This window comes from Pontibacter coccineus, from assembly GCF_030546575.1.
In the GTDB taxonomy this organism is placed as follows: Bacteria; Bacteroidota; Bacteroidia; order Cytophagales; family Hymenobacteraceae; genus Pontibacter; species Pontibacter coccineus.
The window spans coordinates 279,733-296,758 of the sequence record NZ_JAUOTN010000003.1; the positions used below are offsets into that span (position 1 = coordinate 279,733).

12 protein-coding genes are annotated in these 17,026 nt (G+C 55.1%); 9 read left to right on the forward strand and 3 right to left on the reverse strand.

All coding sequences use genetic code 11. The features are described from left to right. The first annotated feature begins 4 nt into the window (after positions 1-4). From leuC to ilvA, 9 genes are all read left to right on the forward strand, one after another. Positions 5-1,399, forward strand: coding sequence for a 3-isopropylmalate dehydratase large subunit (gene leuC / locus Q4E40_RS08405; RefSeq protein WP_303411382.1), 1,395 nt, complete (start codon positions 5-7; stop codon positions 1,397-1,399). Next, positions 1,399-1,995 (forward strand): 3-isopropylmalate dehydratase small subunit, encoded by a 597-nt coding sequence (leuD, locus tag Q4E40_RS08410; protein WP_303411383.1) that lies wholly within the window; start codon positions 1,399-1,401, stop codon positions 1,993-1,995. The genes leuC and leuD overlap by 1 nt, the downstream gene beginning before the upstream one ends. Next, entirely contained in the window at positions 1,983-3,101 is a 1,119-nt protein-coding gene (leuB, locus tag Q4E40_RS08415) for a 3-isopropylmalate dehydrogenase (RefSeq protein WP_303411385.1), read from the forward strand. Before leuD ends, leuB begins: the two co-directional genes overlap by 13 nt. Before the next feature lie 546 nt (positions 3,102-3,647). Next, positions 3,648-4,541 (forward strand): branched-chain amino acid transaminase, encoded by an 894-nt coding sequence (locus tag Q4E40_RS08420; RefSeq protein ID WP_303411387.1) that lies wholly within the window; start codon positions 3,648-3,650, stop codon positions 4,539-4,541. A 343-nt stretch (positions 4,542-4,884) separates the two neighbouring features. Further along, positions 4,885-6,603, forward strand: a complete 1,719-nt coding sequence (gene ilvD, locus Q4E40_RS08425; protein ID WP_303411389.1) for a dihydroxy-acid dehydratase — start codon at positions 4,885-4,887, stop codon at positions 6,601-6,603. Next, a complete protein-coding gene (gene ilvB, locus Q4E40_RS08430; protein WP_303411390.1) occupies positions 6,566-8,299 on the forward strand; it encodes a biosynthetic-type acetolactate synthase large subunit in 1,734 nt (577 codons plus the stop codon). Before ilvD ends, ilvB begins: the two co-directional genes overlap by 38 nt. Before the next feature lie 87 nt (positions 8,300-8,386). Further along, positions 8,387-8,713, forward strand: coding sequence for an ACT domain-containing protein (locus Q4E40_RS08435; protein ID WP_303411391.1), 327 nt, complete (start codon positions 8,387-8,389; stop codon positions 8,711-8,713). 46 nt (positions 8,714-8,759) lie between these two features. Then, positions 8,760-9,806: a ketol-acid reductoisomerase gene (gene ilvC / locus Q4E40_RS08440; protein ID WP_303411392.1), complete on the forward strand. Its 1,047-nt coding sequence runs from the start codon at positions 8,760-8,762 to the stop codon at positions 9,804-9,806. 6 nt (positions 9,807-9,812) lie between these two features. Continuing rightward, positions 9,813-11,084: a threonine ammonia-lyase IlvA gene (gene ilvA / locus Q4E40_RS08445; RefSeq protein WP_303411393.1), complete on the forward strand. Its 1,272-nt coding sequence runs from the start codon at positions 9,813-9,815 to the stop codon at positions 11,082-11,084. Positions 11,085-11,091: 7 nt separating this feature from the next. On the opposite strand, the gene Q4E40_RS08450 is transcribed toward ilvA, so the two are convergent. From Q4E40_RS08450 to Q4E40_RS08460, 3 genes are all read right to left on the reverse strand, one after another. Further along, positions 11,092-12,351 (reverse strand): MgtC/SapB family protein, encoded by a 1,260-nt coding sequence (locus tag Q4E40_RS08450; protein ID WP_303411394.1) that lies wholly within the window; start codon positions 12,349-12,351, stop codon positions 11,092-11,094. 112 nt (positions 12,352-12,463) lie between these two features. Then, positions 12,464-13,801 (reverse strand): TolC family protein, encoded by a 1,338-nt coding sequence (locus Q4E40_RS08455; protein WP_303411395.1) that lies wholly within the window; start codon positions 13,799-13,801, stop codon positions 12,464-12,466. Positions 13,802-13,854: 53 nt separating this feature from the next. Further along, on the reverse strand, positions 13,855-16,971 hold the full coding sequence (locus tag Q4E40_RS08460) for an efflux RND transporter permease subunit (RefSeq protein WP_303411396.1): 3,117 nt from the start codon (positions 16,969-16,971) through the stop codon (positions 13,855-13,857). Positions 16,972-17,026 lie beyond the last annotated feature (55 nt).

A 17,026-nucleotide genomic window follows, 5' to 3' on the forward strand; every position in this document is an offset into this window, starting at 1 on the left:
ATTCATGAAGAAGACATTATTTGATAAGATCTGGGAGGCCCATGTGGTGCGTTCCATCGCAGGTGGCCTGGATGTGTTTTACATCGACAGGCACCTGATACATGAGGTAACCAGTCCGCAGGCTTTTGATGAACTGGAGGCCCGCAACCTGCCCTTGTACAATCCGGCGCAGATCGTTGCCACCGCAGACCACAACGTGCCGACCCGCAACCAGCACCTGCCCATTCAGGATCAGTTGTCACGGTTCCAGGTAGATAAGCTGACTTCCAACTGTGAAAAGTATGGGGTAGAGCTTTTTGGCCTGGGCCACCCGAACCAGGGCATCGTGCACGTGATCGGCCCGGAGCTGGGCATCACGCAGCCGGGCATGACCATCGTATGCGGCGATAGCCATACCTCCACCCATGGCGCTTTCGGAGCCATTGCCTTCGGTATCGGCACCAGCCAGGTGGCGCAGGTGATGGCCACACAGTGTCTGCTGCTCAGCCGTCCCCGCAAGATGCGCATCTCTGTGGAGGGGGAGCTGCGCAAAGGCGTTACGGCCAAAGACCTGATCCTGTACGTGATCGCCAAACTGGGCACCGGTGGTGCCACCGGGTATTTTGTAGAGTACGCCGGCAGCGCCATCCGCTCGCTGAGCATGGAGGGACGCATGACAGTGTGCAACATGAGCATCGAGATGGGTGCCCGTGGCGGCATGATCGCGCCCGACGAGACCACCTATACCTACCTGAAGGGGCGTCCGCATGCGCCGCAGGGAGAGCGCTGGGAGCAGGCGCTGGCTTATTGGAGCACCCTTTATACCGAGGAAGGGGCAGAATTTGATGCGGAGCTTCACTTCGATGCAGCCGACATTGCCCCCATGATCACCTATGGCACCAACCCGGGTATGGGCATCGCCATCAATTCCACTATACCTGCCAGTGTGCCTGCCAGTGAGGCCGCCAGCTTCGACAAATCGCTGCAGTACATGGGCTTTGTGCCGGGCGAGTCGCTGCTGGGCAAAGAGGTGAATTATGTGTTCATCGGCAGCTGCACCAACTCCCGCATCGAGGACCTGCGCCAGGTAGCGGAGTACGTGAAAGGCAAGCAGAAAGCCGGTCATGTGGAGGCGATCATTGTACCAGGCTCGAAGCAGGTAGAACTACAGGCCCGCCAAGAAGGACTGGACAGGCTGTTGGCCGATGCCGGTTTTGAGCTTCGTGAACCCGGCTGCAGTGCCTGCCTGGCCATGAACGAAGACAAGATACCGGCTGGCGCTTACTGTGTATCTACCTCCAACCGGAACTTTGAAGGACGGCAGGGGCCGGGTTCCCGCACACTGCTGGCCAGTCCGCTGGTAGCGGCCATCACGGCTGTGGAGGGAAAGATCGTGGACATAACCCAATACCTGAACTAATGGAAAAGTTTGAAATCATTCGCACGGGAGCTGTTCCCATGCCGATCGAGAATATTGATACCGACCAAATCATACCTGCCCGCTTTCTGAAGGCCACTTCCAGGGAAGGCTTCGGTGAGAACCTTTTCCGGGACTGGCGCTACGACAGCAAAGGGGAACCTAAACAGGACTTTGTGCTGAACAACAGCCGCTACAGAGGGCAGGTGCTCCTGGCCGGCAAGAACTTTGGCTGCGGATCAAGCCGTGAGCACGCCGCCTGGGCCATTTATGATGCCGGTTTCCGGGTCGTGGTCTCCAGCTATTTCGCCGACATCTTCCGGGGCAATGCCCTCAACAACGGCCTCCTGCCCTTGCAGGTGACGGATGAGGTGTTGCAGCGCCTGTTTGCACTGGTAGCGGCAGACCCGCAGACCGAGTTTGTGGTCAACCTGCCGGAGCAGGAACTCTGCCTGCCGGCAAGCGGTGAGCGCATCCCTTTTGAGATAGATCCCTACAAGAAGGAGTGCCTGATCAAAGGCTATGATGACATTGATTTTTTAGTGAGCCAGAAAGAGGCTATAACAGCATACGAAAGCACAAGAGCATGGACATATTAAATAAGAAGATCGTTGTACTGCCCGGCGACGGCATCGGACCTGAGGTCTGTGACGAAGCCATCAAGGTATTGGAGGCAGTAGCTGAAAGGTTTGGCCACCGGTTCACCTTTGAAAAGCACCTGATGGGGGCCTGCGCCATTGATGCCACAGGAAGTCCGCTGCCGGAAGAAACGCTGGAGGCCTGCTATTATGCTGATGCGGTGCTGCTGGGTGCCATCGGCGATCCGAAGTATGACAACAATCCTGCGGCCAAGGTACGGCCGGAGCAGGGCCTGTTGCAGCTCCGCAAATCGCTGGGGCTGTATGCCAACATACGCCCGGTGACAGCCTACGATGTGCTGCTGGACCACTCACCGCTAAAGAACGACCGTATTGCCGGAGCCGACATGCTTATTTTCAGGGAACTTACCGGAGGTATTTACTTCGGTGAAAAAGGCCGTACTGCCGATGAGGCTTATGACCACTGTACCTACAACCGGGAGGAGATCACCCGCATTGCGCACCTTGCCTTCCAGGCTGTGGGCAACAGACGCAACAAACTGACGTTGGTAGATAAAGCCAATGTGCTGGAGACGTCCCGGCTATGGCGCGAGGTCGTGCAAGGTATAGCCGCTGAGTATCCCAGCGTAGCAGTCGATTACCTGTTTGTGGACAATGCCGCCATGCAGCTGATCCTCAACCCCCGGCAGTTTGACGTGATGCTGACCGAGAACATGTTCGGGGATATCCTTTCGGACGAAGCTTCTGTCATTGCCGGTTCACTGGGGCTGTTGCCTTCAGCCTCGGTAGGAAATATCGTGTCGCTGTTTGAACCGATCCATGGCTCTTACCCGCAGGCAAAAGGTAAAGGTATAGCCAACCCGATCGCAGCCATCCTGTCCGGCGCCATGTTGCTGGAGCACTTTGGCCTGCAGCGCGAAGCTGACGCTGTGAAGGAAGCCGTGCAGCATGCGCTGAAGAATGAAGTGCTGACGCCTGAACTGAACACGATCTCTCCATACACTACGGAGCAAGTAGGTAGTTTTATTGCTTACTGTGTGCTGGAGAACGTAGAGAGCGTGCCCCAGAAAGAGAATATTGAAGTAGGCTTGAGCACGATCATCTAATTAATATACTGTTGCCCGTACCCTGTGGAGGTATATACCAGGGACGTCTGGCTGGGGAAAGCGTTTTGCTGCAGATTTCTCGTTGGGCAGCCTCTGGTTTTTTGCAATACATTGAAGAACAAGGGGTATCAAAGCATATTTTTTTAAAAAAACTGTTGACAAGTATGACTCCTATCAAAAATGCGTTACTTTTGCCAACACTGTATGAAAAACCAAATCACAGCCATCGTCATTATTAGCATTATTAACCTCGTGGTAATTACACGAGGCATGGAGATGGTCTGCTGAAACTGAAAGTAAAATTATACATATACTTTGGCAGCCGTCTCCCGCAGGAGACGGCTGTTTTTGTTTATACCACTATAGAAAATCACGATTCATGCACACGATAGCTGCAGTCATTATTGTCATCATTATTCTTATTTCTCAGCCACCGGGTTGAAGAAACGGAGTTCTGTTGCCTATAGAAAGCCTTTCTGACTACCCGGTCAGAAAGGCTTTTTTGTTTCCCCTAATCAAACCTTAACCTTTTAATAATTAGCTACGATGTATTTTAATAACAACACGCTTGTTTTCCTGGACGGCCATTTTGTAAAAGCCGACCAGGCCAGTTGTAGTGCCTATGCTCAGTCGCTGCACTATGGTTATGCTGCTTTCGAAGGCCTCAGGTCTTACAACACACCGGCAGGCACGCGCATTTTCAAGGCAAAAGAGCACTACGAGCGCCTCCGCTATTCCTGCCAGGCAGTTGGTTTACCCTTGTCCCATTCAGTGGAGGAGCTGACAGAAATCACCTACAAACTGCTCGAAAAGAACAACTTTACGGATGCCTACATTCGTCCGCTGGTGTATGCCGGTGAACCCAACATGGGTATAAAGGCCCCTGCGACGAGCAATCTGTTCATAGCCGCCTGGGAGTGGGGCAAGTACCTCGGCGACCAGTGCCTGCGCCTGATGATTTCTCCCTACGAGCGGCCTAATCCCAAGTCTGTACCTATTGAGGCCAAGATCTCCGGGCATTATGCCAATTCTATTGTCGCCAGTTCCGATGCCAAAAACAAAGGGTACGACGAGGCGCTCCTGCTCGATATGAACGGCTTTGTGGCGGAGGGGCCGGGCTCAAACTTCTTCTTTGAAAAGGGCGGAGAACTGTATACCGCCCCAGCGGGCAGCATCCTCAAAGGCATCACACGCGCAACGGTGATAGAACTTGCCCGGGAGGCAGGCATCAAGGTGCACGAGCAATTCTTCAGACCCGAAGCGCTAAAGGAGGCAGAGGGCGCATTTCTGACAGGCACCGCCGCTGAAGTGGTGGGCGTTTCCTCCATAGGGGAACACGTTTTCCAGAAGCCTTTCGCAGACACCATCGGAGCACGGCTGGCCAGGCAGTATACAGCGCTGGTTACCGGCCAGGCTGCCGGTCATTTGCTAACGGTTTAGCAGGTGTCGCAACTTCCAGAATGCTTCTGTCGCCTATAGCAAAACAACTAAAACCAACTGATTTTCTATGCTTAGAAAATGTATTTATATCTGTTTAATTAATTGATTTACATGTGTTTGTGTTTAGGCTAAGGGTGATTAGAAATAGTAAGGAGGTAGAGGCATTGTTTTCTGAAGCTGTGATAAAGAGCTGAAATTGCACCCGGTAAGATAATAGAGATTGCTTTCCGGAAGGGTGGTATGACCTGGTTATCAAGAGAAAAAGCAACCGCGTTGACTTACAGCTTTTGGAGCTGCAGCCAGCGCCAGGCATGCTGATAAAATAAAAAACTACGTGAATAAAATGGCACTGAATAAATACAGCCGCATCTATACCCAGGACGACAGCCTACCTGCATCACAGGCCATGCTGATTGGAGCTGGCCTCTCAGAGGAAGACCTGCGCAAACCTTTCGTGGGCATCTGCTCAACGGGTTTTGATGGCAACACCTGCAACATGCACCTCAACGGCCTGGCCGACGAAGTGAAATTGGGGGTGAACGAACGAGGTATGGTGGGGCTCCGGTTTAACACGATCGGTGTGAGCGATGGCATCACCAACGGTACCCAGGGGATGAATTACTCCCTGGTGTCGCGGGAGGTTATTGCAGACTCTATCGAAACCATAACCGGTGCGCACAATTACGATGCGTTGGCCTGCGTGGTGGGCTGCGATAAAAACATGCCGGGTTCGCTCATGGCCATGGCCCGCCTGAACCGCCCTGCCCTGATGGTGTATGGTGGCACGATAAAAGGAGGGGAGTTCAAAGGGGAAAAGCTCAACATCGTTTCCTGCTTTGAGGCCTACGGCAAAAAACTGAACGGGCAGCTGTCGGAAGAAGACTACAGAGGGATCATCCGGAATGCCTGTCCGGGGCCGGGCGCCTGCGGCGGCATGTATACGGCCAACACCATGGCCTCCGCTGCGGAAGCCCTGGGCATGTCGGTTCCATTTTCCTCATCCTCGCCTGCTGCCAGCCAATCCAAAAAAGAGGAATGCCTGAGCACAGGGGAGTACCTGCTGCGCCTGCTGGAAATGGACCTGAAACCCCGGGACATTCTGGTACGTGAGGCCTTCGAGAATGCCCTCGTGCTGATCACGGTGCTTGGAGGCTCCACGAATGCCGTGCTGCATTTGATCGCCATTGCACATGCGGCGGGGGTCAGACTGACGCTCAGGGATTTTCAGGTGGTGAGTGACCGGGTACCGGTGCTGGCAGACCTGAAGCCGAGTGGCAAATACCTGATGGAGGACCTTTCGGCGTTGGGCGGTGTGCCAGCCGTGATGAAGTCGCTGCTGAATGAGGGGCTGATCACAGGTGACCTGCTGACAGTAACGGGAAGGACCGTGGCTGAGAACCTGGCGGATGTAAAGCCGCTGGGTCAGGAACAGGACCTGCTCCGGCCACTGTCCAACCCGATCAAGGCGGACGGGCATATCCAGACCTTGTATGGCAATCTGGCGCCAAAGGGGGCCGTGGCTAAAATCTCAGGCAAGGAAGGGCTGACCTTCGAGGGCCCTGCGATCGTGTTCAACTCAGAAGAAGAGCTCAACAAAGGTATAGCCATGGGCAGGATCGAGGCCGGACAGGTCGTCGTCATCCGCTATGTCGGGCCCAAAGGCGGACCGGGCATGCCGGAAATGCTGAAGCCGACCTCTGCCATCATGGGAGCCGGGCTGGGAGACAAAGTAGCCCTGATCACCGATGGCCGTTTCTCCGGCGGCACGCACGGCTTCGTGATAGGCCACGTCTGTCCGGAGGCGTATGACGGCGGCACGCTGGCCCTGGTAGAAGACGGTGACTGGATCACGCTGGATGCCAACACCAATTCGATCCACCTGCATGTGGAGGAAGCCCTGCTGAGCCTGCGCCGCGACAAGTGGGAGCGACCAGCCCCAAAAGTAAAAAAAGGCGTGCTGCTCAAATATATCAGAACCGTGAGCGACGCCAGCAATGGATGTATAACCGATTTAGAAGAAGCCCATGTTAACGAAAGAGAACCCAGCCCACGCAGCGCCTGACGAGGCGACAACAGTATCAGGTGCCGAAGCGGTCATACTTTCCCTGCTGGCCGAAAAAACGGATACGATCTTCGGATACCCGGGTGGTGCGATCATGCCGGTGTATGACGCGCTGTACGACTACGCCGGTCAGGTCAACCACATCCTGGTGCGCCACGAGCAGGGGGCCATTCATGCCGCCCAGGGCTATGCCCGGGTAAGCGGAAAAGTGGGCGTATGCCTGGCCACCTCCGGCCCCGGGGCTACCAACCTGATCACGGGACTGGCGGATGCCAAGGCAGACTCTACTCCGGTAGTCTGTATAACGGGCCAGGTTGCTTCCGGCCTGCTGGGGACCGATGCCTTTCAGGAGGCGGACGTTATCAGCATAACGAGCGCTGTCACCAAATGGAACATACAGGTAACCCAAGCCGCCGATATTCCGGCCGCTATCAGCAAGGCCTTCTACCTGGCGCAGAGCGGCAGGCCCGGACCGGTACTGATCGATATTACCAAAGACGCACAGTTTGCCAAAGTGCCTTTCAGGTATGAGAAGTGTGAGCAGGTGGCGTATTATACCCCCAAGCCCCCGCTCGACCAGCAGGCGGCAGAGCAGGCGGCAGCCCTGATCAACCGTTCCCGCAAGCCGCTCATCCTGGCCGGGCAGGGCGTACACCTGGCCGGTGCGCATGCGGAGCTGCTGGCCCTGGCTGCGAAAGCCGATATTCCAGTGGCTACTACCTTGCTGGGCCTCTCCGCTATACCTTCTGAACATCCCTTGTATGTGGGTTTGCTGGGTATGCACGGCAACTATGCCCCGAACATCAAAACCAATGAGGCGGACCTGATCATCGCCGTAGGGATGCGCTTCGATGACCGGGTAACCGGCCGGACAGACACCTACGCCAAACAGGCGAGCATCATCCACATTGACCTCGATCCGGCTGAGATCAACAAGATTATCAAAGCCGATGTGGCCCTGGTGGCAGATGCCAGGGAAGCATTGGCGGCACTGGCCCGGCTTGTGAAAGAGAGCGAACACCAGGCATGGCTACAGGAGTTCAGAGCCTGCATGGACCAGGAGTATGAAAAAGTGGTCCGCCATGACCTGTTCCCTGTTGATAACCGCATACTAACCATGGGAGAAGTGTTGCGCATGGTGAACGAACTCGCCGAGGAGGACAGCATGCTGGTAACCGATGTGGGGCAACACCAGATGGTGGCCTCCCGCTACTTTAACTTCCGCAGTCTGAACAGCAACCTTACCTCCGGCGGACTCGGCACCATGGGCTTTGCCCTTCCGGCAGCCATCGGTGCCAAGGCCGGACGGCCAGGGGCGCAGGTAATAGCGGTGATCGGGGATGGCGGTTTTCAGATGAACATCCAGGAACTGGGCACCATGATGCAAACAGGACTTGCGGTGAAGGTGATCATTCTGAACAACAACTTCCTGGGCATGGTGCGGCAATGGCAGCAGCTCTTTTTTGAAAAACGCTATTCCTCTGTGGAAATGGACAACCCGGACTTTGTGAAAATAGCAGAAGGCTATGGCATCAGCGCCAGGAAAGTGGAGCAGCGGGCAGAACTGGCCGACACCCTGCGTGCCGTGTTGAGCAGCCCGCATGCCGAAGTGCTGGAAGTAGTGGTGGGCAGGGAAGACAATGTCTTTCCGATGATCCCGACAGGGGCCTGTGTGTCGGAAGTGAGGCTGGAGTAGCTACCCTGAACCGGAAAATGTATCAATTAAGTTGTATGGAAGTGCCTGCTGTGCTTCCGCTTTTAAGTCAGATAAATCAAAAAGATCATGCAAGAGTCATTCATATTCACCATCAGTGCAGCCGGAGATAAGAGCATCCTGAGCCGTGTCCTGATGCTTTTTACACGGCGTAATATCGCTTTCGAAAACCTGACGGCCTCCAGGCCGGACGACAGGTCACACTATAGCTTTCGCATTGAGGCGAACACTACCCGGCATTGGGCGGAGCAGATCACCAAAGAACTGCGCAGGATCATTGGTGTAAGGTATGCGACTATGCTGCCACAGGAGGAGGTGATGCAGCAGTTTCCAAAGCAAAGTGCCCTGGCAATGCCCCAGGCAGTAACCAGATCAAAACAGGCTGTAAGCGCCTGATCATAAATTCAGAAAAGCAAAACCATTTATATAACGAACAAAACTTATGGCAACTATCAAATTCGGAGGAGTAGACGAAACCGTCATAACACGTGAAGAATTTCCATTGGCAAAAGCACGGGAAGTGCTGCAAAATGAACTGATCGCAGTGATCGGGTATGGGGTACAGGGCCCTGGGCAGGCGCTCAACCTGCGCGACAATGGCTTTAACGTGATCGTAGGGCAGCGCAAGGATTCTGCTTCCTGGCAAAAGGCACTGGCAGACGGCTGGGTAGAAGGCGAAACGCTCTTCACCATTGAGGAAGCAGCAGAACGCGGCACCATCATCGCCAATCTACTTTCAGACGCCGGACAGATCGCCGTATGGCCTACCCTCAAAGAAAGACTCACAGCCGGTAAGGCCTTGTACTTCTCCCACGGTTTTGGCATCACTTTTCACGAGCATACCAGCATTGTACCGCCTGCTGATGTAGACGTTATACTGGCGGCTCCTAAAGGAAGCGGCACCAGCCTGCGCCGGCTATACCTGCAGGGGGGGGGCCTCAATTCCTCTTTCGCCGTGTACCAGGACGCAACAGGTAAAGCTTATGAAAAGGCGGTGGCCATGGGGATCGGCATCGGCTCAGGTTATTTATTCGAGACAGACTTCCGGAAAGAGGTATACAGCGATCTGACCGGAGAGCGTGGCGTGCTGATGGGGGCATTGGCTGGTGTCATTGAGGCACAGTACCAGGTGCTGCGGCAGCGTGGGCACTCGCCTTCCGAGGCTTTCAACGAAACCGTGGAGGAGCTCACGCAGAGTCTGGTGCCGCTGGTAGGCGAAAATGGCATGGACTGGATGTTCTCTAACTGCTCGGTAACGGCACAGCGCGGCGCACTCGACTGGAAAGGCAGATTCAGGGAAGCGACCCTGCCTGTGCTGAATGAGCTATACGACAGTGTGGCATCAGGCGCCGAGGCGCAACGCACCATCCAAAGAGGCTCCACACCAGGTTACCGCAAGGAGTTGGAAGCGGAACTACAGGAACTGCGGGAATCAGAGTTATGGCAGACAGGGGCGCGTGTAAGAGAACTACGCTCCCTTAGTAAATAAGACAAGGTGGATAAAACACTAACAGACACAGATTATCTTGTTTCGCTGCAAAAGGTGGAGCAGGCTGCACAAAGACTAAGGGGCGTTATCACCAAAACGCCCCTTCTGCAAAACCTTTGGTTATCGCAGAATTATGGGGCAAACATCTACCTGAAGCGGGAAGACCTGCAGGTGGTGCGCTCTTACAAAATCAGGGGAGCATACAACATGATGGCCACGCTGCCGCAAGTCCGGCGGGAGGGAGAAATTGTGTGCGCCAGCGCCGGGAACCATGCACAGGGAGTGGCCTATGCCTGTCAACTCCTGGGCATCAAAGGATATATTTTTATGCCAGCCATTACGCCCGCACAGAAAGTGAACAAGGTGCGGCTTTTTGGGAAAGACATGGTGGAGATCATACTGACCGGCGCCACCTATGACGACTCTTTTCAGGCTGCCAAAGCGTTTTGCGACAGCCGGTGCAGCACCTTTATACCGCCTTTCGATGATCTGGCGATTGTAGAAGGACAGGCCACGGTAGGTATGGAAGTGCTGACAGAGGCTGCATTTCAGATCGATTACCTGTTTATGCCCATCGGTGGCGGTGGGCTGGCGTCCGGGGTGTCGAGTGTGTTCCGGCAGCTGAGCCCGCAAACGAAGCTGATCGGCGTACAGCCGCTGGGAGCGCCTTCCATGTACAACTCCATCCGGGAGCAAGAGCGCCTGACACTGGATACGATCGACAGTTTCGTGGATGGGGCCGCCGTCAAGTGCCCGGGGGAACTGACTTTTGCGATCTGCAGGGAGTTGCTGGATGAGATTGCGCTGGTACCGGAGGGGCAGGTATGCGAGGACATCCTGAAGATGTATAACGAAGAAGGCGTGGTACTCGAACCTGCCGGAACGCTGAGCATATCGGCACTCAAATCATATGCCGACCAGATAGCTGGTAAAAACGTGGTCTGTGTCATCAGCGGCAGCAACAACGACATCACCCGCATGGAGGATATCAAAGAGCGGGCCATGCGACACCAGGGCTTGAAGCACTACTTTATGGTCACCTTCAACCAACAGCCCGGTGCCCTGCGAACTTTTGTGAACCAGGTGCTGCATCCGGGAGATGACATTATCCACTTTCAGTACATCAAAAAGAACAACAAGGAAAAAGGACCTGTATTTATAGGTATAGAAGTAAAGCATCCGCACGATGTGGAGGCAATCAAAGCCCGGATGCATGCGGAAGGCTTCGACTATGAGTACCTGAACGGGAAACAGGATTTCCTGAGTTTGTTGGTGTAAGGAAAAGCTATGAAAACAACTTAAAATCCGCCGGCCACCACCAGAGTACCAGAAGCCCGCCGAGCAGCACAATGCCAAACAACAGCGAAATCTTAGCGAATAGCTTGCTGTTTCCCAAAAAGCCGGCCAGTGCACCTTTAAAAGCAACATTGGAAAGTGCCGCCACCAGGATGATGCGCCAGCCACTGTCAGGCGACAGGTTACCCATACTCATCAACCGGGAAGTGGAGAGCGTAATGGCATCCACGTCGGTCAGACCGGAGATGATGGCCACGATATAAAGGCCGCTGTCGCCGAGGTAGTCTTCTGCAGCAGCTGTCGCCAGGATCACGAGACCGTAAATAGCACCGAAGACGAGGGCCGCTTTCAACTGGGCGGGGTTTTCCTGCTCAGGCATGTGGTTACCTTCTTCTTTGTTGGTAAAGTAAGCGATCAGGCCGGTCACGACCATCAACCCCACTACCACCAGCAGGGGAGGAGCCACCTGGGGCATCACACCCGGCGCCACGATCAGTATCTCGGTCAGTATCCGAAAAAAAGCTACCGTAGAGGCGATGAAGATCACAATAGCGGCCAGCTGGCTGCTTCCTTTGGACTCTTTGGCACGGCGGGCATAGCTCACCGTGGTAGCTGTGCTTGAGATCAATCCACCTAAAACGCCGCCCAGGAAAGTGCCTGCCTTGTTGCCGAATATCTTATACACAAAATAACCCAGCAGCCCTATCCCTACGATCAGCACCACCATCAGCCAGATGTTGTAGGGGTTGAGTACCTCGTAAGGGCCGAAGGCTTCGTTGGGCAGAATGGGCAGGATAACGAAGGAGATGACCACAAACTGCATGATGGCCGTCAGGTCCTGCTGCCCGATGCGAGCTACCATGTGGTGCAGGGTTTCTTTGAGGTGGAGGAGAACTGCCACCGTGGCGCCCAAAGCCACCGCCACCGTCTTGCTGCCGAACACCAGGTAAGCGCCTACCGCGAACATGAGCAAAAGGGCTGCTTCTGTCGTTTGGCCGACATCAGGTGAAGGCTCCTTCTTTTTCATCAGGTTGGCCGTTACTACAAGGGAGGCAGTGGCCAGTAAGCCGGCTGCCACGACCCATCCGCCCATTTCGCGGGCCATCAGGGCGGTGAGGGTGCCAAACAGTGTGATGATCGGGAAGGTGCGGATGCCGGCAATCTGGGCATTGTCGTGCTGTCGTTGCAGACCAACCAACAGGCCGAGCCCCAGTGAAATGGCAAGTATCTGGAAGAGTTCCTGTTCCATGCAGGCAGTGTAAGGCTTTAGGTATGTTGCTAAGATAAGCCCTAAAAGACAAAAGTATAGCACATGTGCTATACTTTTGTCAGACAATTACATGCTATACCTGAAGGTATGCCTATTCAGCTCCCTCCTGCAGCAGCGTGCTGCTGATGCGCTTGAGCTCCGTTTCAGCAGCCTTGGCCTGGAATTGGATGTCAATCAGGCGGTTTTCCGCTACCAGTTGGTTACGCTGTGCCTCCCGCAACTCAATGGCTGTTAAAAGACCCAAACGATAGCGTTCCAGGGCAATGGCGGCATTTTCCTGGGCCAGGGTCAGGTTGGTTTCTTCCAGTTGAAGCAGCTGCAGGCGGTTGGTGTACTGGCTGTACGCCCGGGCCAGTGCGGCATCCAGCAGGTTCTGCTGGCGCTGATACTCCAGGTTGGCAGACTCCAGGTTGATGCGGGCATTTTGAGCCAGGCGATTTGTGTTAAACCCCCTAAAAAGAGGCAGACTCACACTCAGGCCATAGTTATAGCCCCGGTTCTGGTTAAAGAGCGGCGAGAATTCGTTTAGCGGTTCGTTTTCCGAACGGTTGAAGTTGTAGGCGCTCACCACCCCGATCACAGGGAAACGGCTGGCACGAACGGATTTAATATCCAGGCTGGCTATCTCTTGATTGAGCTTAAGGCGACCCAGGAGCGGGTTGTTAGCTAACATACCTGCATCTGCATTGCCGTAGTTAAGACTAGGGTCTACCACAATGGAGTCTACGGCGACAAAGTCTATGTTCGGGTCGCGGCTCAGGAGTTGGTTCAGGTTGATCTTGGCGTTCTGCAGCGCCTCCTGCTGCACCAGCAGCTCCGAGCGGTCGGTGTTAAAGTCCACCTGCGCACGCAGAATCTCCACCTTGGCACTTACACCTACTTCGTACTGCGCCTGGGCTATGTCCACCCGCGCCTGCGATATGGCAATGGCGTCTTCAATGGCCTGCATCTTCTTGGACTGGCGCACCACCTCAAAATAGTTGTCGAAAATGTTGGCAAGCGTGTTCTGCACGGTTTCGCGGGTAAACAGGGCGCCGGATTTTTCGAGTGCCTTCAGGCGTTCGTAGTTGATGAACATGCCCATACCGTCAAATATGGTCCAGTTCAGGTTGATACTTCCATTGAGGTTGTTGGAGCTGGCGCCGTTACGGGTACGGTCCGGGCCTGTCTGAAACTGCTGGCGGGAGTTGTTCTCACTAAAGGTACGGCCCCCGCGTGCGTCTACATTCGGAAGAAAACCGGCATTGCCACGGGTGACGTTGTTCTCGGCAATGGCCTCCTGCCGACCGGCGATCTGGATGTCGTAATTGTTTTGAAGCCCTATGCGGATGGCATCCTGCAGCGAAAGTTGTTCCTGTGCGGCAAGTTTGTTGGGGAAGAGCAGCACTACTCCCAGGAGGAACAGTGCTGCAACTTTGAGTGGGGACATTATATTAAAATGCAAAGCTTTAAATCTTAGCGTCAGAGATTCGATTTCAGATATTATTTACTCAGAGCGTGCTCTCTTTCCTGCTTGCGCTCGTTCCGGCGTTCCTGCTCTGCCTCCCTGTCTTTGTCGTCCATCAGGTCCAGGTTTGCCTCGGCAGTGGAGAAGTAGGAATAGATAGCCGGGATGATGTACAGCGTCAGGCCGGTTGAGAAGATAAGCCCGCCCACTACCGCTATACCCATTGACACACGGCTTTCGGAGCCGGCACCAAGCGCGAGGGCGATCGGCAGGGTTCCCAGAATCGTAGCCAAACTCGTCATCAGGATGGGGCGGAAACGCGACACAGCGGAGTCGATGGCGGCGCTGTACTTGCTCAGGCCCTCCTGCTTGCGCTGGTTTGCAAATTCCACCAGCAGGATACCGTTCTTGGTTACCAGACCCACCAGCATGATCATACCGATCTGGCTGAAGATGTTCAGCGTCTGGCCGAAGTACCACAAGCTGAACAAGGCGCCTGCCAACGCCAGTGGAACAGTAAACATAATGATGATCGGGTCACGGAAGCTTTCGAACTGCGCTGCCAGTGCCAGGTAGATAAGGCCTAGCGCGAGTAAGAACGCGAACATCAAGCTGCCGGAGCTTTCCTGAAAATCCCGCGACTGTCCTGTCAGGGATGTCTGGTATGTTTCGTCCAGGGTCTTGGCGGCGATGGCGTCCATGGCCGCTATACCGTCTCCAATGGTTTTGCCTTTGGCCAGCGAGGCGCTGAAAGTAGCGGCAGCGAAACGGTTGAAGCGGTAGATCTGTGGCATGGCACTCTCTTCCTTCAACTCAATCAGGTTATCCAATTGAATCAGTTCGCCGGAATTGTTCTTCACATAGAGGCTGCGCAGGTCCAGGGGCTCACTGCGGTTAGCCCGCTCCACCTGACCGATGATCTGGTACTGCTTGCCGCCTCGCACAAAGTATCCGAAGCGGGAGCCGCTCAGGCCAAGTTGTAGCGTCTGGGCCACGTCCCGGATGTCCACACCCAGCGAAAGTGCTTTCTCGCGGTCAATCTCCACGCGCAGCTCGGGTTTGTTGAATTTCACGTTCACGTCCACGAAGCTGAAAGTAGGGTCCTGACGGGCTGCCTCCAGGAACTGGGGAACCACATCGCGCAGCTTGGCCACACTCTGCGACTGTACCACATACTGCACCGGCTGTCCGGAGCCACGGCCACCGCCCAGGCCTTTGTCACCAGAAGCGAAGGCGCGCGCGCCCGGAATCTGGTTGATCAGGCCGGGGAGCTTGTCCACGATTTCCTGCTGGGTCAGTTCGCGTTCAGATGGGTCTACCAGGCGCAGGCGTATAAAGCCACTGTTGGCGTTACGGGTCATACTCGTCATGCTGCCTATACCTGGCACCGAGTCGTTGACCAGCGCAGTTAGTTCGCGCATGTAGTTGTCCATGAACTCGAAGGAAGCACCCTCGGGGCCGGTGGCGTTGATGCGCAGGCCACTGCGGTCTTCATCTGGCGTCAGCTCCGATGGCATGGTTTTCATGAGTCCCCAGATGATGCCGGCAGAAGCGATAATCAGGATGAAGGCGACCCAGCGGAACTTCATGAAGCTCTCGAGGCTGCTGCGATACCCATTGGTGAGGGAGGTGAAGAACGGCTCTGTTTTGCGGTAGAACCAGTTGGGTTTCTCCTGGTGGCGCAACATGCGCGACGACATCATCGGCGTCATGGTAAGTGACACGAAGGCGGAGATGATCACCGAACTGGCTACCACGATGCCAAACTCTTTGAAGAGGCGGCCGGTGGTATCTTCCAGGAAGGCCACAGGCATGAACACGGCGGCCAGCGCCACCGTGGTGGAGATGATAGCAAAGTATATTTCCTCAGAGCCTTTCTTGGCGGCCTTCTTTGGTTCCTGCCCGTCTTCTATACGGGCATAAATGTTCTCAAGCACCACAATGGCATCGTCCACCACCAGGCCAATCGCAAGCACGATACCGAGCAGCGTAAGCACATTAATGGAGAAATCCATCAGGTACATGATGAAGAAGGTGCCGACGAGCGAGACAGGTATAGCCACGACCGGAATGAGAGTGGAGCGCCAGTCGCGCAGGAACAGGAAGATGATAACGACTACCAGGCCAAAGGCGATGAAGAACGTTTCCTGCACCTCAAATAGTGAGGCTTTGATGTACTGTGAGTTGTCGAAGCCGATAACCAGCTCGATGTCTTTAGGGATGTCTTTCTTGATGTGCTCGAGGCGTCGGTAGAACTCATCGGCGATCTCTACCTGGTTGGAGCCCGGTTGCGGGATGATCACCACGCCCAGCATCGGGATGCCGTTGAAGCGAAGCACCGTCTTCTCGTTCTCGGGGGCCAGTTCGGCAAACCCGATGTCGCGGAAGCGGATCAGGCGGTCGGAGTCCTGGCGCACCACCAGGTTGTTGAATTCCTCGGGGGTAGAGATACGGCCCATCGTGCGCACTGAAAGCTCGGTGCTGGCACCCTCTATACTGCCGGAGGGCAGCTCCACGTTTTGCCTGGTCAGCGCCTGTTGCACCTCAACCGGGGTTACGCTGAGGGCGGAGAGTTTGTCCGGGTCCATGCGCAGTCGCATGGAGTAGCGCTTGTCACCCCAGATGTTAATGGCACTCACACCCGGAATTGTTTGCAGCTGCTCCTTGAACACGTTGGTGGCCAAGTCCGAAAGGTCGAGCAGGGAACGCGTCTCGCTCTTGATGCCGAGCATCAGGATCGGGTTCGCATCGGCATCGGCCTTAGCAATGGTGGGTGGGTCGGCATCGTCCGGCAGCAGGCGTTGCGCCCGCGACACACGGTCGCGCACGTCGTTGGCGGCCGCCTCCAGGTCCACGCCCAGGTTGAACTCCACCGTAATGTTGCTGCTGCCCTCGCTGCTGGAGGAGGTAAGCGTGCGTATACCGGCTATACCGTTGATGGACTCCTCGAGGGGTTCGGTAATTTCCGACTCGATGGTCTCGGCGTTGGCCCCGGTATAGGAAGTGGACACGTTCACGATCGGAGGGTCCACGCTCGGGTACTCGCGCACGCCCAGGAAGTTCACCCCGATGATGCCGAATACGATGATGGTGATACTCATCACGATGGCGAGTACCGGGCGCTTTATACTTATGTTTGATAAACTTGCCATACTTCTTAATTACTTATTCCTTCTCTTCGGGAGTATAGGTTAGTCTATACCTCCT